Origin of the sequence: Microlunatus kandeliicorticis (assembly GCF_014137855.1) — a bacterium.
In the GTDB taxonomy this organism is placed as follows: domain Bacteria; phylum Actinomycetota; class Actinomycetes; order Propionibacteriales; family Propionibacteriaceae; genus Microlunatus; species Microlunatus kandeliicorticis.
This window is the reverse complement of record NZ_JACGWT010000004.1, coordinates 473763-491567: the sequence shown is the minus strand read 5'-3', so window position 1 is coordinate 491567 and position 17805 is coordinate 473763. Positions and strand designations below refer to the sequence as shown.

The following is a 17805-nucleotide window of genomic DNA, read 5'->3' as shown; positions in this document are numbered from 1 at the left end:
GTTGCCGCGTGTCGGAGCGTACGGACGTCCTGGAGGAACTGACCTGGCGCGGCCTGGTGGCCGAGTCGACCGATCGGGAGGAGCTGGCCGCCGCGCTGGACGCCGGCCCGATCACCTTCTACGTGGGCTTCGACCCCACCGCGCCGTCGTTGCACTTCGGCAACCTGGTGCAGCTGATGGTGGCTCGCGCGCTGCAACGGGCCGGGCACCGGCCGTTGATCCTCGTCGGCGGGTCCACCGGACTGATCGGTGACCCCAAGCAGGTCGGGGAGCGGACGCTCAACTCGAAGGAGACGGTGGCCGGCTGGGTCGAGCGGATCCGGGCCCAGGTCGAGCGGTTCGTCGACTTCGAGGGGCCGGCGGCCGCCGACGTGGTGAACAACCTCGACTGGACCGGGCCGCTGTCGGCGATCGACTTCCTGCGGGACGTCGGCAAGCACTTCCCGGTGAACCGGATGCTGGCCCGGGAGGTGGTCCGGAGCCGGCTCGAGGAAGGGATCTCCTACACCGAGTTCTCCTACGTGCTCCTCCAGTCGCTGGACTACCTGGAGCTGTTCCGCACCCGCGGGGCCGTGCTCCAGACCGGCGGCAGCGACCAGTGGGGCAACATCACCGCCGGGGTCGAGCTGATCCGCCGGGCCGAGGGGGCGCGGGTGCACGCGCTCGCCACCCCGCTGCTGACCAAGGCCGACGGCACCAAGTTCGGCAAGACGGAGGGCGGGTCGGTCTGGCTGGACGCCGGGATGACGAGCCCCTTCGCCTTCCACCAGTACTTCCTCAACGCCGAGGACGCCAAGGTGATCGAGTACCTGAAGGTCTTCAGCGAGCGCAGCCGCGAGGAGATCGAGGCGCTCGAACGGGAGACCGCCGAGCAGCCCCACCGGCGCGCCGCCCAGCACGCCCTGGCCGACGACGTGACCACCCTGGTGCACTCCGCCGCCGACACCGCGGCGGCCAACGCGGCCGCCGCCGCCCTGTTCGGACGGGGGGAGCTGGACGAGCTGCCGCCGGACACCCTGCGCGCCCTGGGTCAGGAGCTGAACGCCGCGCCCGTCGACCCGGCCGGACCGCCGACGGTCGTCGAGCTGCTGGAGGCCTCGGGGGTGGTGGCCAGCCGGTCGGCCGCGCGACGGGCCATCGCCGAGGGCGGCGCCTACGTGAACAACCGGAAGGTGGACGACGTGGACGCCCGGTTGGGTGACGACCAGGTGCTGCCCGGCGGTCTGGTGGTGCTCCGCCGCGGCAAGCGGACGGTCGGAGCGGTGACCCTCGAGCGCTGACGCCGGAGTTCGGCCTCGCCCGGTCCCCACTACCGTCCGGGACGCCCGTGGGGCCAGTCGGACACGGTGTGTCGGCTCGTGATCAGGGCCACGTCCCCCCGATTTGACCGGCCCGTAGCGTGCGCGTAATGTTCTTCAAGCCGCCGGAGAGCGGGACGCGACGGGGAAGCCCGGAGCGGCCGTCCAGTGTGGCCCACCCAATGGCAAAGATTGCCCGGATGTGCTGTGTTCACCAACTGTGACCAGCCGGATCCGGTCCTTCAGCGCCGCCCGGTGGAGGGTAGAAAGCCCCGATTTGACTCGGAGCCCGAAGCCCAGTAAGTTTGGTCGAGTTGCCCCAAGCGGGATCGGATCTCCGAAACCGCGCGGTGCGCGCCCGAAGCTTGAGAACTCAACAGCGTGCTAAAAGTCAATGCCAAGCACAACAAACCCCGTGCTCGTGGCGTTGCGGTTGCTCCTCGGAGCAGCAGTGACAAGACGAGCTCGGTTCCTTTGATTGATTGATCCGATCCTCACCTCGCGTGGGGATCAGCTCAGCGATCGAACAGATGTTGACGGTTACCACGGCGCTTGCCGTCGTGCACCGATAAATTTCAACGGAGAGTTTGATCCTGGCTCAGGACGAACGCTGGCGGCATGCCTAACACATGCAAGTCGAACGGTAAGGCTCCTTCGGGAGCACACGAGTGGCGAACGGGTGAGTAACACGTGAGCAACCTGCCCTTGACTTCGGAATAACAGCTGGAAACAGCTGCTAATACCGGATACGACTCACAACCTCATGGTGGTGAGTGGAAAGCTCCGGCGGTCAAGGATGGGCTCGCGGCCTATCAGCTAGTTGGTGAGGTAACGGCTCACCAAGGCTTCGACGGGTAGCCGGCCTGAGAGGGCGACCGGCCACACTGGGACTGAGATACGGCCCAGACTCCTACGGGAGGCAGCAGTGGGGAATATTGCACAATGGGCGAAAGCCTGATGCAGCAATGCCGCGTGCGGGATGACGGCCTTCGGGTTGTAAACCGCTTTCAGCACCGACGAAGCGCAAGTGACGGTAGGTGCAGAAGAAGGACCGGCTAACTACGTGCCAGCAGCCGCGGTGATACGTAGGGTCCGAGCGTTGTCCGGAATTATTGGGCGTAAAGGGCTCGTAGGCGGTCCGTCACGTCAGAAGTGAAAACTCAGGGCTCAACCCTGAGCCGGCTTTTGATACGGGCGGACTAGAGGTATGCAGGGGAGAATGGAATTCCTGGTGGAGCGGTGGAATGCGCAGATATCAGGAGGAACACCAGTGGCGAAGGCGGTTCTCTGGGCATTACCTGACGCTGAGGAGCGAAAGCGTGGGGAGCAAACAGGCTTAGATACCCTGGTAGTCCACGCCGTAAACGGTGGGCACTAGGTGTGGGGGACATTCCACGTTCTCCGTGCCGAAGCTAACGCATTAAGTGCCCCGCCTGGGGAGTACGGCCGCAAGGCTAAAACTCAAAGGAATTGACGGGGGCCCGCACAAGCGGCGGAGCATGCGGATTAATTCGATGCAACGCGAAGAACCTTACCTGGGTTTGACATATACCGGAAAGCTGCAGAGATGTAGCCCCCGCAAGGTCGGTATACAGGTGGTGCATGGCTGTCGTCAGCTCGTGTCGTGAGATGTTGGGTTAAGTCCCGCAACGAGCGCAACCCTCGTCCTATGTTGCCAGCGGATAATGCCGGGGACTCATAGGAGACTGCCGGGGTCAACTCGGAGGAAGGTGGGGATGACGTCAAGTCTTCATGCCCCTTAAGTCCAGGGCTTCACGCATGCTACAATGGCCGGTACAAAGAGCTGCGAGACCGCAAGGTTAAGCGAATCTCAAAAAGCCGGTCTCAGTTCGGATTGGGGTCTGCAACTCGACCCCATGAAGTCGGAGTCGCTAGTAATCGCAGATCAGCAACGCTGCGGTGAATACGTTCCCGGGCCTTGTACACACCGCCCGTCAAGTCATGAAAGTCGGTAACACCCGAAGCCGGTGGCCCAACCCTTGTGGAGGGAGCCGTCGAAGGTGGGACTGGCGATTAGGACTAAGTCGTAACAAGGTAGCCGTACCGGAAGGTGCGGCTGGATCACCTCCTTTCTAAGGAGCCCATTGGCTGCTCGGTGACACGAGCAGTCCAGCGTCCGGTTCTCCAGCAAACGTCTGGAGCCGGACAGGCACCGGAAGTGGAACATTGACCATTCGGCCGGACGGCCGGGTGACGCGTCAGTACAACCAACACCTTCGGGTGTTGGAGTGGAACCTCGCAGAACCCGCTCAGCCGGCTTGAGGCACGCTGTTGGGTCCTGAGGCGTCGGTCGTTCACACGAACGAGCGGCAACTCATCGCGGACCTCATCCCCATCACGATCCTCGTGATGGGGTTTGGTTACCGCCCGCATTTTGAGAACTTCACAGTGGACGCGAGCATCTTTGTAGTGATCAACAAGCTACTAAGGGCAATCGGTGGATGCCTAGGCACCAAGAGCCGATGAAGGACGTTGTAACCTGCGATAAGCCCCGGGGAGCTGGTAAACGAGCTTCGATCCGGGGATCTCCGAATAGGGAAACCTCGAAGGAAACCGGAGTAATGTCCGGCGACCCCTGCCTGAACACATAGGGCAGAGGGAGGGAACGTGGGGAAGTGAAATATCTCAGTACCCACAGGAAGAGAAAACAACCGTGATTCCGTCAGTAGATGTGAACGAAAGCGGAACAGGCCAAACCGCACCTGTGTGATAGCTGACAGGCGTTGCAAGTGCGGTGTTGAGGGGCGATCTCGATCGGGCTGTCGACCGATCAAACAGTCAAAAATGCTCTGTGAAGTCGAAGCGTTCTGGGAAGGCGCGGCACAGAAGGTAACACCCCTGTAGACGTAAGTAGAGCACTGTTGGATCCAACCCCAAGTAGCACGGAGGTCCTGAATCCTCCGTGTGAATCTGGCGGGCCCACCCGCTAAGCCTAAATACTCCTTGGTGACCGATAGCGGACAAGTACCGTGAGGGAAAGGTGAAAAGTACCCCGGGAGGGGAGTGAAATAGTACCTGAAACCGATTGCCTACAATCCGTCGGAGCAAAGCCTTGTGCGATGTGACGGCGTGCCTTTTGAAGAATGAGCCTGCGAGTTAGTGGTACGTGGCGAGGTTAACCCGTGTGGGGAAGCCGTAGCGAAAGCGAGTCTGAACAGGGCGTTCAGTCGCGTGCTCTAGACCCGAAGCGGAGTGATCTATCCATGGCCAGGGTGAAGCGTCGGTAAGACGACGTGGAGGCCCGAACCCACCAGGGTTGAAAACCTGGGGGATGAGCTGTGGATAGGGGTGAAAGGCCAATCAAACTCCGTGATAGCTGGTTCTCCCCGAAATGCATATAGGTGCAGCGTCGCGTGTTTCTTGCCGGAGGTAGAGCACTGGATAGTCTAGGGGGCCCACAAGCTTACCGAAATTAGCCAAACTCCGAATGCCGGTAAGTGAGAGCGCGGCAGTGAGACTGCGGGCGATAAGGTTCGTAGTCGAGAGGGAAACAGCCCAGAACACCAGCTAAGGCCCCTAAGCGATTGCTAAGTGGAAAAGGATGTGGAGTTGCGGAGACAACCAGGAGGTTGGCTTGGAAGCAGCCACCCTTGAAAGAGTGCGTAATAGCTCACTGGTCAAGTGATTCTGCGCCGACAATTTAGCGGGGCTCAAGCAATCCGCCGAAGCTGTGTCATTCACGTATCGCCCTGACTTCGGTCCAGGGACGTGGATGGGTAGGGGAGCGTCGTGTGCGCGATGAAGCGGCAGGGGAACCTAGCCGTGGAGAGCACACGAGTGAGAATGCAGGCATGAGTAGCGAATGAGGAGTGAGAAACTCCTCCGCCGAATGACCAAGGGTTCCAGGGTCAAGCTAATCTGCCCTGGGTAAGTCGGGACCTAAGGCGAGGCCGACAGGCGTAGTCGATGGACAACGGGTTGATATTCCCGTACCGGCACTTGAACGACCCTGCCGAGGCAGGTAACGCTAAGCACGGAAGTCTGCAGGACGCCTTCGGGCTGATTGCAGATGACTCTGCGACCCAAACCTGTATTAGGCAAGCTGCGGAGTGACGCAGGAAGGTAGCCCATCCCCGGCGGTGGTTGTCCGGGGCTAAATGCGTAGGGCGAGGTGTAGGCAAATCCGCACCTCATATGCCTGAGACATGACGGCTGTTCCGAACTTGTTCGGCGCAGTGGGTGATCCTATGCTGCCTAGAAAACCTTCGTGAGCGAGTTCATGAGCCGCCCGTACCCTAAACCGACTCAGGTGGTCAGGTAGAGAATACCAAGGCGATCGAGATAACCGTGGTTAAGGAACTCGGCAAAATACCCCCGTAACTTCGGGAGAAGGGGGGCCAAGCATGTTGAGGGATTTACTCCCAAAGGCGTGTGAGGCCGCAGAGACCAGGCCCAAGCGACTGTTTACTAAAAACACAGGTCCGTGCCAAGTCGTAAGACGATGTATACGGACTGACGCCTGCCCGGTGCTGGAACGTTAAGGGGACGTGTTAGGGGCAACCCGAAGCACTGAACTTAAGCGCCAGTAAACGGCGGTGGTAACTATAACCATCCTAAGGTAGCGAAATTCCTTGTCGGGTAAGTTCCGACCTGCACGAATGGCGTAACGACTTGGGCGCTGTCTCGACCACGGACTCGGCGAAATTGCACTACGAGTAAAGATGCTCGTTACGCGCAGCAGGACGGAAAGACCCCGGGACCTTTACTATAGTTTGGTATTGGTGATCGGTACAATTTGTGTAGGATAGGTGGGAGACTTTGAAGCGGTCACGCCAGTGGTCGTGGAGTCAACGTTGAAATACCACTCTGATTGTTCTGGTTATCTAACCTAGGTCCGTGATCCGGATCAGGGACAGTGCCTGATGGGTAGTTTGACTGGGGCGGTCGCCTCCCAAAAGGTAACGGAGGCGCCCAAAGGTTCCCTCAGCCTGGTTGGCAATCAGGTGTCGAGTGTAAGTGCACAAGGGAGCTTGACTGTGAGAGAGACATCTCAAGCAGGGACGAAAGTCGGGACTAGTGATCTGGCGAAGGTGTGTGGAAACCTCGTCACTCAACGGATAAAAGGTACCCCGGGGATAACAGGCTGATCTTGCCCGAGCGTTCATAGCGACGGCATGGTTTGGCACCTCGATGTCGGCTCGTCGCATCCTGGGGCTGGAGTCGGTCCCAAGGGTTGGGCTGTTCGCCCATTAAAGCGGCACGCGAGCTGGGTTTAGAACGTCGTGAGACAGTTCGGTCCCTATCCGCTGCGCGCGTAGGAGTCTTGAGAAGAGCTGTCCTTAGTACGAGAGGACCGGGACGGACGAACCTCTGGTGTGCCAGTTGTTCTGCCAAGAGCACGGCTGGTTGGCTACGTTCGGAAGTGATAACCGCTGAAAGCATCTAAGCGGGAAGCACGCTTCAAGATGAGGGCTCCCACAGGATAGCCTGGTAAGGCCCCCAGCAGATCACTGGGTGATAGGTCGGATGTGGAAGTGCAGTAATGCATGGAGCTGACCGATACTAATAGGCCGAGGGCTTGTTCACACAAAGATGCTACGCGTCCACTGTGCAGTTCCCGAGATACGGTCGGGAATTCGCCACTCACTCCGCAAGGGGATGAGTGGCTCGAGATCCGCCACATCTCCATAGAGTTTCGGTGATCATGGCGAAGGTGAAACACCCGGTCCCATTCCGAACCCGGAAGTTAAGCCCTTCTGCGCCGATGGTACTGCACGGGGAGCCGTGTGGGAGACTAGGTCGTCGCCGGACAACACACCTCGAGGTCGGTCATTCGTGACCGACCTCGAGGTGTTTTTGCGTTCACGAGCCTTTTCCTCGTGTTGGTGACAACGACTCGGCCAGCTGTGCTGTTACCGGCCGGAAACGCTCGGCGGTGCCGCGTGAAACAGCGCTTTCCTACATTCACCTGCGAGGACGCCACATCGTGGCGTGGCGCGGTGAGCGGAGGTTTCTCGTGACGCAGCAGCTGGAGGAGAGGGCCGGCCAGATCGACAGCCGGCACCCGGTTGACCGCGTTCCGCCGTTGGCGCGGCTGGCGGCCCTGGGTCTGCAGCACGTGCTGGCGATGTACGCCGGCGCCGTGGCCGTGCCATTGGTCGTGGGCGGCGCGCTGGTCCAAGCCGGTCGCCTGGCACCCGGTGACCTGGCCTATCTGATCTCGGCCGATCTCTTCGTCGCCGGCATCGCCACCCTGATCCAGTCGATCGGATTCTGGCGGTTCGGTGTCCGGCTGCCACTCATGCAGGGTTGCACCTTCGCCGCGGTCACCCCGATGATCGCCATCGGTTCGGAGTTCGGCGTCACCGCGATCTACGGCGCCGTGATCGCCTCGGGGCTCTTCATGATCGTGCTGGCCCCGGTCTTCTCGAAGCTGTTGCGCTTCTTCCCGCCGGTGGTCACGGGCACGGTCATCCTCGTCATCGGCCTCTCGCTGATGCCGGTCGCGGCGGGCTGGGTCGGCGGCGGGTCGGGATCGCCCACCTTCGGACGCCCGATCAACCTCGCCTTCGCGGCCGGCACGCTGGTCTTCATCCTGCTGGTGGAGCGGTTCGCGCCGCCGGCCGTCGCCCGGGTCTCGATCCTGCTCGGGCTGGTCGTGGGCACGGTGGTGGCGGTGCCGTTCGGCCTGGCGGACTTCAGCGGCGTCCGCCAGGAGGCCTGGTTCGGCGTCAGCACGCCGTTCCACTTCGGTTGGCCGACCTTCCAGGTCAGCGCGATCCTCTCGATGCTCGTGGTGGCGCTGGTCATCATGACCGAGACGACCGGCGACATGCTCGCGGTCGGCGAGATCGTCGACCGACCCGTCCGAGCTCGTCAGCTCGCCGACGGGCTGCGCGCCGACGGCCTCTCGACCCTGCTCGGCGGGGTCTTCAACACGTTCCCGTACACCGCGTTCGCGCAGAACGTCGGGCTGGTGTCGCTGAGCGGTGTGCGCTCGCGGTACGTGGCCACCTTCGCCGGCGGGGTGCTCGTCGTGCTGGGACTGGTCCCGAAACTCGGTGCGGTCGTCGAGGGCGTCCCGCAGCCCGTGCTGGGCGGGGCCGGCCTGGCCCTGTTCGGGATGGTGGCGGCCAGTGGCGTCCGGACGCTGACCCGGGTCCGGTTCACCAACGCGAACGTCCTCGTCGTCGCGATCAGCGTCGCCGTCGGCCTGCTGCCCACGGTCTCCGACGGGATCTATGCGAAGTTCCCGGTCGCGTTCCAGATCATCTTCGACTCGGGGATCTCGGCCGGCGCACTCACGGCGATCGTGCTCAACCTCGTCTTCAACAGCGCCGCGATGCAGCGACGGCACGCCGGTGACGACGACCTCGCCGCGCATGACGCCGTGCGGTCACCCGCCGCCTGAGCTGCCCGAGCGCGTCGGGGTCAGCCGGCGTCCACCTCGGTGAGGTCACCGCGGTCGACATCGAAGACGAAGCCGCGGATGTCGTCGCGGTGGGTCAGGTAGCCGCAGTCGCGCAGCTCGGCCAGGGCCGCGCGGACGTTGGCCTGCGGGTCGTCGGTGAAGGGCACCACCGGCCAGCCCGGCCGGCGGCCGGCGTCGGCCTCCAGATCGCGGCGGAACGCCTCGTCGTCCAGGCCGGTCATCCCGCACCGCGTGTGCTGGACCACCATCACCGCCGTGGTGCCGAGCAGCCGCTGGCTCATGGCCAGCGAGCGCAGGGCGTCGTCGGTCACCACCCCGCCGGCGTTGCGCAGGACGTGGGCCTGACCCGCCTCGAGCCCGAGGACCTCGCTCGGAAGGATCCGGCAGTCCATGCAGGTCAGGACGGCGACCCGACCGGCCGGCTGGGCGGCCAGTCCGCCCGGGTAGCGCGACGGGTAGCCGGCGGCGGCCGCCACCAACGGGTCGATGGCCGAACCCTCGGCGGTCGGCGAAACGGGGACGTCGGTTCCGGACACGGTCACCTCTCGGAGTCGTGGCCACGCGGGCCGCTGGTGGGACGGTAGTGCGCGTCGAGCACGGCGCGGTAGCGCTCGCTCAGCTCGCGGTGCGCGGTCAGGTCGGACTCGGTGGGCTCGAACTCGCCGATCAGCGGCACCGGCCAGTCGGGCAGCTCTCCGGTGCCCGCCCAGGCGGCCTGCCGGGCGGCGCCGACCGCCACCGCCTCGAACGGCGCGGTGACGGCGACCGGCAGTCCGAAGACCGCCGGGGCGATCCGCTGCACGGCCTCGGACTGGCTGGCGCCACCGGTGAGGGTGATCCGGCTGATCCGGTCGGTCTGCTCGGCCAACACCCCCACGCCGAAGGCGAGGCTCCACAGCACACCCTCGATGGTGGCGCGGGCCACGTTGGCCGGCTTGAGGTTGGCCAGGGTCATCCCGACGAGCTCGCCGGTGGCGTCGGGGAGCGGTGGTGTCCGCTCGCCCTCGAGGTAGGGAAGGAAGGTCAGGCCCTCGCTGCCGGCCGGTGCCTCGAGCGCGAGCCGGGCGAACTCCTCGAGTCCGAGCCCGAGCAGCTCCGCGGCAGCCACCAGGTTGCGTGCCCCGTTGAGGGTGCAGACCAACGGCAGGAACCCCCCGGTGGCGTCGGCGAACCCAGCGACCGTCCCGGTCGGCTCGTGGGTCTGCGCCTCGGCCCGGGTGAACGCGGTGCCGCTGGTGCCGAGCGAGACGATCGCCTCGCCGGGACGGACCCCGAGGCCGAGACCGGCCGCCATGTTGTCCCCGGTGCCGGGGGCGATGCCGATGCCGTCCGGGGTGTGACCGACGATCTCGTCGGGCCCCGCGACCCGCGGCAGATCCAGCCCGTGGCCGAGGGCGCGCTCGACCAGGTCGTCCCGGTAGCGGTTCTCGGCCGCGTCGAAGTAGAGCGTCCCGGACGCGTCCCCCCGGTCGGTCACCGGCGCGAACCGGCGCCCGCCGATCTCCCAGGTCAGGTAGTCGTGGGGCAGCACCACGGTGGTGGTCCGGGCCGCGTTCACCGGCTCGTTCCGGGCCAGCCAGCGGAGCTTGGTCACGGTCATCGAGGCGACCGGCACCGACCCGACCGCCTCGGCCCAGGCCTGCGGGCCGCCGAGCTCGTCGATCAGGTCGAGTGCATCCGGCGCCGAACGGTTGTCGTTCCAGAGCAGCGCGTCGCGCACCAGCTGCTGGTCGGCGTCGAGGGTCACCATCCCGTGCTGCTGGCCGCCTACCGCGAGGGTGTCCACGCCGTCGAGGATGCCGTCGGCGGTCGCCTCCTGGTAGGCCCGCCACCAGGAGTCGGCAGGCACCGCCGTGCCGTCCGGGTGCCCGGTGCGGGCGGTGCGGACGACCTCGCCGGTCTCGGCATCGCAGACCACGACCTTGCACGACTGGGTCGAGCTGTCGATCCCGGCGACCAGACCGGACTGGCCGGCGTTCGCTGTCACGTGTCCTCCTCGGTCACTGCGCGGCTGGGCCGATGCTAGCGAGCGGCCGGTGACCGGTCGGCGACCGTCTCCTCTGCGGGCGGCGGCTCCCGTGCCGGGTGGATCGTCGGTCTCGGCGGACGGCCCGATGTGCGCTCGGGCGGGTGCGTCCAGCACGATGGGTCGGTGCCCGCCGACGAACGACCCCGTGACCGCTCCGACGACCCCGGACGCCGGGGCGGAGGAGGACCCCGGGGCCGCGACGGCGACCGGCCGCGCAGCGGTGGCGCCGGCGGCCGATCCGGTGGTCCGCGGGGTGCAGGCGGCGGTTTCCGCGGGTCGCGCCCGCAGGGTGGCCGACCCGGAGCGGGTCGGCCGGACCGCGAGGGTGATCGGGGCGGCGAGCGCGGCGGTCGACCCGGCGGGTACGACCGCGAGACGCGCGGTGGGCGACCCGGAGCAGGTCGCGCGGGCGGTGGCTTCGCCGGTCGGGACGACCGGCGCGGTGGCGATCGCTGGGAGTCGGGTCGTGGGTCCGGCGACGCGCGCGGCGCCCGGCGGGATGACCGGCGGGATGACCGGCGTGACGACCGGCGTGACGACCGCTGGGGCGGCCGACCCGGAGGTGAACGGCCGCGCAGTGAGGCTCAGCGCGGGTCCCGGCCGGGCGGTGACCGGCGGAGCGACGACCGGCCCGGTGGTGGCCGGTACGGCAGCGAGCGGAGCGGCCCGCGCACCGGGGGCCGCGCCGGCGGCGGTGACCGGCGTGAGGCGTCCGGTCGCGACGCCGGGCGCGGGTTCGGCCGCGATCCCGGTCGCGGGGGCGGCGGTGACGCGCGGGCCGGATCCGGTCGTCCGCGCGCCGCGGTGCCGCGGCGCCCGAGCACCGGGCGTCCGGCCGGTGCGCGCCCGGACCGCAGGGACCGGTTCGAGCGTCCCGAGCGCGGCGGCCGGTTCGAGCGTCCCGAGCGTGGGGACCGGTTCGAGCGCCCCGAACGTCCGGCACGTTTCGACCGTGGTCCCGGGGCCGACCGGGCGGGGGACCGGGGTGGCCGTCCCGACCGTGGCGACCGCTTCGACCGTCCGGGCCGTGCGGGCGCCCCGCGCGGTCGGGCCGGTGAGCGCGACCAGGCCGGTCGGCGTCCGGACGGACGCGGTCCCGTCGAGGACCCCCGCAGCAGCGGCGCCGGCGGTCGGCGTCCGATCGCGGCGCGGGCCGACGAGCCGCCGACGCCGACCGACGCCGACATCCGGCTGTTGCCGCGCGCGGTCCGCGCCGAGCTGCGCGGGCTGCCCAAGGAGCTGGCCGACATCGTCGCCGCGCACCTGGTGTCCGCGGGCGAGCTCGTCGACGTCGACCCCGACCTCGCCTACCGGCACGCCGAGGCGGCCCGACGCCGGGCCTCGCGGGTCGCGGTGGTCCGCGAGGCGACCGCCGAGACGGCCTACGCGGCCGGTCGGTACGACGTCGCGCTGACCGAGTACCGGGCGCTGCGCCGGATGACCGGCCGGAACGGCTTCCTGCCCGTGATGGCCGACTGCGAGCGGGCTCTCGAGCGTCCGCACGCGGCCATCAAGCTGGCCCGCGAGGCCGACGGGCTCGACCTCGACCCCGACGACCGGATCGAGATGCGGATCGTCGAGGCCGGCGCCCGGAACGACCTCGGCCAGACCGCCGAGGCGATCCGGCTGCTCCGCGAACTGGTCGCCCAGGACCCGCTGCGGCGGGTCGGGGCCCGGACCGGCAAGGTCGGGCAGTCGCAGGCGGTACGGGTCCGGACCGCGATGGGCCGCGTGCACTACGCGCTGGCCGACCTGCTGCTCGCCGAGGGCGATCCCGCCTCCGCCCGGGTGGAGTTCGCCCGGGCGGCCGATCTCGACGTCGAGGAGACCACCGACGCCCACGAGCGGCTCGACGAGCTCGACGGGGTGAGCATCGACTTCGACGAGACCGAGGACGAGGACTCCGACGAGACTGACGAGGACTCCGACGAGGGCGACTCCGACGAGACTGACGAGGACTCCGACGAGAGCGACTCCGACGAGACCGACGAACACTTCGAAGAGGGGGACGAGTCGCCCGAGGCCGACCACGACGGCGTGGACCCCGAGGTCGACGAGGACCCGGTCGAGGACGATGACCCGGACGACGAGACGGACGGCCTCGGTGATGATCACGACGATGATCACGACGAGGATGATCACGACGAGGATGATCACGAAGGCCCCGACCCGAGCGACGGTGAGGGCGATGACCACGAGCTGAACCCCGCGGACCGCGACCCGGAACCGCGCGCGTGACCGAGCCGCCGGTGCTGGTCGACCGTTACCCGGCGGCCCTGTTCGACCTCGACGGCGTGGTCTACCTCGGCCCGCAGGCCGTGCCCGGCGCGGCCGAGGGGATCGCCGGGCTGCGGGACCGTGGCGTCCGGATCGGCTTCGTGACCAACAATGCGGCCCGGCCGCCGGCCGCGGTCGCTGCCCACCTGAACGAGCTCGGCGTCCCCGCCGACCCGAGCGACGTGGTCACCTCCGCCCAGGCCGGTGCCCGGCTGGTCGCCGACCGGTTCGGGTCCGGCGCCCGGGTGCTCGCCGTCGGGGGACCGGGCGTGTCCGAGGCCCTGCGCGAGGCCGGCCTGCAGCCGGTCGCCAGCGCCGACGACGGTCCGGTGGCCGTGCTCCAGGGCTACGGCACCGACCTCACCTGGAACGACCTGATCGAGGCGGCGGTGGCCGTCCAGCGCGGCGCGCACTGGACAGCGACCAACACCGACTCGACCCGACCGACCGACCGCGGCATCGCCCCCGGCAACGGGGCGGCGGTGCAGGCCGTCCGGGCTGCGGTCCACGTCGACCCGGAGGTCGCCGGCAAGCCGTTCCGCCCCCTGATCGACGAGACGCTCCGCCGGCTCGAGGTCACCGACGCGATCTTCGTCGGCGACCGCATCGACACCGACGTCGAGGGCGCGGTCCGCGCAGGCCTGGACAGCCTGATGGTGTTCACCGGCGCGCACGGCCCTGCCGACCTGCTGGCCGCCGGCCCGGGCGAGCGGCCGACGGCGATCGGGTGGGACCTGCGCGCGCTGCTCGCTCCGGCCCGTCCGGTCGGCGGCGATCCGGTCGAGCGCGACCGGGAGCTGGTCCGCGCCGAGCACGGCTCGGTGGTCGCCGTCACCGACGTCGCCGATCGCGAGGCCGCCCTCGACCTGCTGGCCGCCGCCACCCGGCTGGTCTGGCCGGCCGCCGATCGTGGCGAGCCCCTCGACACTGCCGCGGTGATCACCACGCTGACCGCCGCGCTCCGGCCCGCCCGGTCCTGACCTGCCGTCACCTCGTTCTGACCCCGTTCGGACCCGTTCTGACCACGGCCGATGCGGCACCGTGCCGGGGTTGTTGGTGCTGGTTACGCTGCCGCCATGACGCTCCCCGACGTCGCGGACCTCCTCGCCGAGGAGCCGGACCACGACCAGGTGGTCTTCGACGCCCGGTTGCGCCGGCACTGGCCCGACCTGCTGGCCGGGCTGACCGGCGCCTACGGGGAGCAGGCGCCGGCGATGGCCGAGCGCTGTGTCCGGATCGCCGCCGAGAACTTCCGCGACCGGCCCGCCGATCTCCGGCTCCTCGATCTGCGCCGGCACGCCGACCCACAGTGGTTCGGGCACCAGCGGATGGTCGGCTACGCCGCCTACGCCGACCTGTTCGCCGGGGACCTCCGCGGCATCGTCGACAAGATCGACTACCTGGCCGAGCTCGGCGTCACCTATCTGCACCTGATGCCCCTGCTGCGCCCCCGGCCGGGCCCGAACGACGGTGGCTACGCGGTGATGGACTACCGGGACGTCCGCGAGGACCTCGGCACCATGGACGACCTGCGCGCCCTCGCCACCGAGCTGCGGCACCGCGGGATCTCGCTGACCCTCGACCTGGTGCTCAACCACGTCGCCTACGAGCACCGCTGGGCCGAGCTGGCCCGCGAGGGCAACGCCTACTACCGCGACTTCTTCTTCCTCTTCGACGACCGCACCGAACCCGACGCGTTCGAGGCGACGCTGCCCGAGATCTTCCCGGACTTCGCACCGGGCAACTTCACCTGGGACCCCGACGCCCGGGCCTGGGTGTGGACCACGTTCAACACCTGGCAGTGGGACCTGAACTGGTCCAACCCGGAGGTGTTCTTCGAGTTCGCCGACCTGATCTGCTGGCTGTCCAACGTCGGGGTGGAGTGCCTGCGGCTCGACGCGATCGCCTTCATCGCCAAGCGGCTCGGCACCAACTGCCAGAACCAGCCCGAGGTGCACGCGATCACCCAGGCACTCCGGGCGGTGGCCCGGATCGCCGCTCCGGCGACGATCTTCAAGGCCGAGGCGATCGTCGGGCCGACCGACCTGGTGCCCTACCTGGGGGTCGGCAAGCACAGCGGCAAGGTCTCCGACCTCGCCTACCAGAACTCGCTGATGGTGCAGATCTGGTCGGCCCTCGCCGCGCGCGACAGCCGACTGTTCTGCGCGGCGATGAACCGGTTCCCGGCCAAGCCGGCGTCGACGGCCTGGGCCACCTACCTGCGCTGCCACGACGACATCGGCTGGGCCATCGACGACGACGACGCGGCCTCGGTCGGGCTCAACGGCTTCGAGCACCGCCGCTTCCTGTCCGACTTCTACTCCGGCGAGTTCCCGCTCAGCGACGCCCGCGGCGTGGTCTTCCAGGAGAACCCGGTCACCCGCGACCGGCGGATCAGCGGGACGGCCGCCTCGCTGTGCGGGATCGAGGCCGCACTGGAGAGCGGCGACGCCGACCACCTCGAGGTGGCCGTCCGGCGCTATCTGCTGGCCTACCGGCTGGTGCTCGGCTTCGGCGGCCTGCCGCTGATCTACATGGGTGACGAGCTCGCGCTGCGCAACGACCACCGCTACGGCGAGATCGCCGAGCACGCCGACGACAACCGCTGGGTGCACCGGCCGAGGATGCCGTGGGGGCTGGCCGACCGACGGCACGTGGACGGCACGCTCGAGAAACGGGTCTGGCACGCGCTGCGCGACGCCATCGCCGTCCGGGGGTCGCTGCCGGGCTTGGACGCCTCGGTCGAGGCGGAGATCATGGACCCGGTGAACCCGGCGGTGCTGGTGCTCGAGCGGCGTCACCCGGTGCAGCACATCGTCGAGGTCTACAACCTGACCCCGGAGGTCCAGACGCTGCCGCGCTGGGCGGTCTCGCTCGGCAACTGGGCCTTCGACGCGCTCACCGAGGACCGACCGCTGGACGACGGACCGCTCACGCTGAGCGGCTACCAGTGCCGGTGGTTCGTCCAGCAGAACTGACGGACCGACGGGCAGACGAGATCGCGACGGGCACCGTGTCCGTCCGGGAAGGACGAGGATGGCGAACTCCGAGGACGACCGGTCCTCCGGCGGCATCACCGAGCAGCTCAGCGGCTATCTCGCCATGGTGGCCGGACTGCGCCGGGCCACCCGGGAGAGGGCCGCGGGGATGGCCCACGAGCTGCTGGCCCAGGCCGGGCTCGACGACGTCGCCACCGACGCCCAGCAGCGGGTCAGCCGGCTGACCGACGAGATCGTCGCGGCCGGGCGGGCCAACCGGAGCATGGTGCAGAGCCTGATCCGCGGCGAGGTCGACAAGGCCCTCGACCGCGCCCTCGCCACCCTCCACTTCGCCCGCGCCGACGACGTGGCCGACCTGCGGGCCGCGGTCGACGACCTCCAGCAGCGCGTCGACCAGCTCGACCTCGAGCAGTCCGGCGCCGCGGGGTGGAGCGTGGCCGACCCCGGTCCGGTGCCGGACCCGGCCGCGGAGCGGGCCGAGACGCTGGACGACGACCCGGTGGCCGCGACCGCGGCGGCCCGGGAGGCGGCAGCCAGGATCGCCGACCGGGCGTCCGTGGCGCCCGCGAAGAAGGCGCCGGCGAAGAAGGCCCCGGCGAAGAAGGCGCCCGCCGCGAAGAAGGCCACCACGACGTCGGCGTCGAGGGTCCCGGCCGCCACCCCGACGGCGAGGACCGCGAAGACCGCGAAGGCGGCGAAGACCTCGTTGGCCAAGACCTCGACGGCGAAGACGGCGAAGACCTCGACGAGCAAGACGGCGAGCGCGGCTCCGGCGCGTCGCCGTGCCGCGGGCAAGCGGACCGGCACCGCACGGAGCGCCGGGTGAGCGAGACCGCCGAGCCCGGCCGGGCGGGCGTCCCCGAGCGGTCGGCGACCCCCTCCACCGGGCACGCCGGCGTCGACGACGCGCTCGCCGAGCTCGACGACCTCGCCGAGCGTCCGCTCGAGGAGCACCACGACCGGTTGAGCGCCGCGCACGAACGGCTCCACGACGCGCTGCAGCAGCCGGCCGAGGATCCCGGCACGGCTTGAGTCCCGTCCCCGACCGGCCTGACCCCGCCCGGCTCGACCGCGCGCTGGTCGACCGCGGACTGGCCCGCAGCCGCGGGCAGGCGGCCGAGCTGATCGACGACGGGCTGGTCACCGTCGACGGGCGGCCCGCCCGCCGGGCCGCCCAGGTCGTCCGCGCCGGCCAGCAGGTGACCGTGGCCGAGCCCGACCCCTACGTCTCCCGGGCGGCGCACAAGCTGCTCGGCGCGCTGGTGGACTGCGGGCTCCCCGACGCCGCCATCACCGGCCGCCGCTGCCTCGACGCCGGTTCCTCGACAGGTGGGTTCACCCAGGTGCTGCTCGAGCGCGGTGCCGCCCGGGTGCTGGCCGTCGACGTCGGTCGCGACCAGCTGCACCGGTCGCTGCGGGACGACCCCCGGGTCGAGGTCCGCGAGCAGACGAACCTGCGCGACCTCACGCTGGCCGACCTCGGCGAGCCCGTCGAGCTGGTGGTCGCCGACGTGTCGTTCATCTCGCTCCGGCTGCTGCTCGCGCCGCTGACCGGGCTGTGCGCGCCGACCGCCTGCATGCTGATCATGGTCAAGCCGCAGTTCGAGGTCGGTCGGGACCGGCTGGGCAAGGGCGGCGTGGTCCGCGACGACGCCGCGCGCCGGGCGGCCGTCGACGCGGTGGCCGACGAGGCCCGGCGGCTCGGCTGGCGACTCCGGGCCAAGGCGCCGAGCCGGCTGCCCGGACCCGCCGGGAACGTCGAGTACTTCCTGCGGCTCGACCGCGGACCCGACTGACCGCCCCGAACCT

10 protein-coding genes and 3 rRNA genes are annotated in these 17805 nt (G+C 68.5%); 11 read left to right on the top strand and 2 right to left on the bottom strand.

All coding sequences use genetic code 11. The features are described from left to right. Window positions 1-8 precede the first annotated feature (8 nt). The 5 genes from tyrS (at window position 9) to FHX74_RS14450 (ending at window position 8670) form a co-directional block, all read left to right on the top strand. Window positions 9-1280, top strand: a complete 1272-nt coding sequence (gene tyrS / locus FHX74_RS14470) for a tyrosine--tRNA ligase (RefSeq protein ID WP_182560854.1) — start codon at window positions 9-11, stop codon at window positions 1278-1280. A 593-nt stretch (window positions 1281-1873) separates the two neighbouring features. Next, window positions 1874-3391, top strand: a 16S ribosomal RNA gene (locus FHX74_RS14465). 342 nt (window positions 3392-3733) lie between these two features. Beyond that, window positions 3734-6845: ribosomal RNA gene (locus FHX74_RS14460) — 23S ribosomal RNA — on the top strand. Between the two features lie 108 nt (window positions 6846-6953). After that, window positions 6954-7070, top strand: a 5S ribosomal RNA gene (rrf, locus tag FHX74_RS14455). The 16S, 23S and 5S rRNA genes sit together here, the layout of an rRNA operon. Before the next feature lie 205 nt (window positions 7071-7275). Continuing rightward, window positions 7276-8670: a nucleobase:cation symporter-2 family protein gene (locus tag FHX74_RS14450; protein ID WP_220483941.1), complete on the top strand. Its 1395-nt coding sequence runs from the start codon at window positions 7276-7278 to the stop codon at window positions 8668-8670. A 20-nt stretch (window positions 8671-8690) separates the two neighbouring features. Here the strand turns inward: FHX74_RS14450 and FHX74_RS14445 are convergent, their stop codons facing one another. Both FHX74_RS14445 and FHX74_RS14440 read right to left on the bottom strand, forming a co-directional pair. Then, window positions 8691-9227, bottom strand: a complete 537-nt coding sequence (locus FHX74_RS14445) for a beta-class carbonic anhydrase (RefSeq protein ID WP_220483940.1) — start codon at window positions 9225-9227, stop codon at window positions 8691-8693. A gap of 2 nt (window positions 9228-9229) precedes the next feature. Beyond that, the gene (locus FHX74_RS14440) at window positions 9230-10678 is read right to left on the bottom strand and encodes an FGGY family carbohydrate kinase (protein WP_328823835.1); all 1449 of its coding nucleotides are present in this window, start codon (window positions 10676-10678) and stop codon (window positions 9230-9232) included. A gap of 846 nt (window positions 10679-11524) precedes the next feature. Between FHX74_RS14440 and FHX74_RS14435 the strand changes: the two genes are divergently transcribed. The 6 genes from FHX74_RS14435 (at window position 11525) to FHX74_RS14410 (ending at window position 17792) form a co-directional block, all read left to right on the top strand. Then, window positions 11525-12958: a hypothetical protein gene (locus tag FHX74_RS14435; RefSeq protein WP_182560852.1), complete on the top strand. Its 1434-nt coding sequence runs from the start codon at window positions 11525-11527 to the stop codon at window positions 12956-12958. Beyond that, window positions 12955-13977: an HAD-IIA family hydrolase gene (locus FHX74_RS14430; protein ID WP_182560851.1), complete on the top strand. Its 1023-nt coding sequence runs from the start codon at window positions 12955-12957 to the stop codon at window positions 13975-13977. Before FHX74_RS14435 ends, FHX74_RS14430 begins: the two co-directional genes overlap by 4 nt. A 96-nt stretch (window positions 13978-14073) precedes the next feature. After that, a complete protein-coding gene (locus FHX74_RS14425) occupies window positions 14074-15975 on the top strand; it encodes an amylosucrase (protein WP_182560850.1) in 1902 nt (633 codons plus the stop codon). Between the two features lie 58 nt (window positions 15976-16033). After that, window positions 16034-16822, top strand: a complete 789-nt coding sequence (locus FHX74_RS14420; protein WP_182560849.1) for a hypothetical protein — start codon at window positions 16034-16036, stop codon at window positions 16820-16822. Further along, entirely contained in the window at window positions 16819-17028 is a 210-nt protein-coding gene (locus FHX74_RS14415; protein WP_182560848.1) for a hypothetical protein, read from the top strand. The genes FHX74_RS14420 and FHX74_RS14415 overlap by 4 nt, the downstream gene beginning before the upstream one ends. Continuing rightward, window positions 17025-17792: a TlyA family RNA methyltransferase gene (locus FHX74_RS14410; RefSeq protein WP_182560847.1), complete on the top strand. Its 768-nt coding sequence runs from the start codon at window positions 17025-17027 to the stop codon at window positions 17790-17792. Before FHX74_RS14415 ends, FHX74_RS14410 begins: the two co-directional genes overlap by 4 nt. Window positions 17793-17805 lie beyond the last annotated feature (13 nt).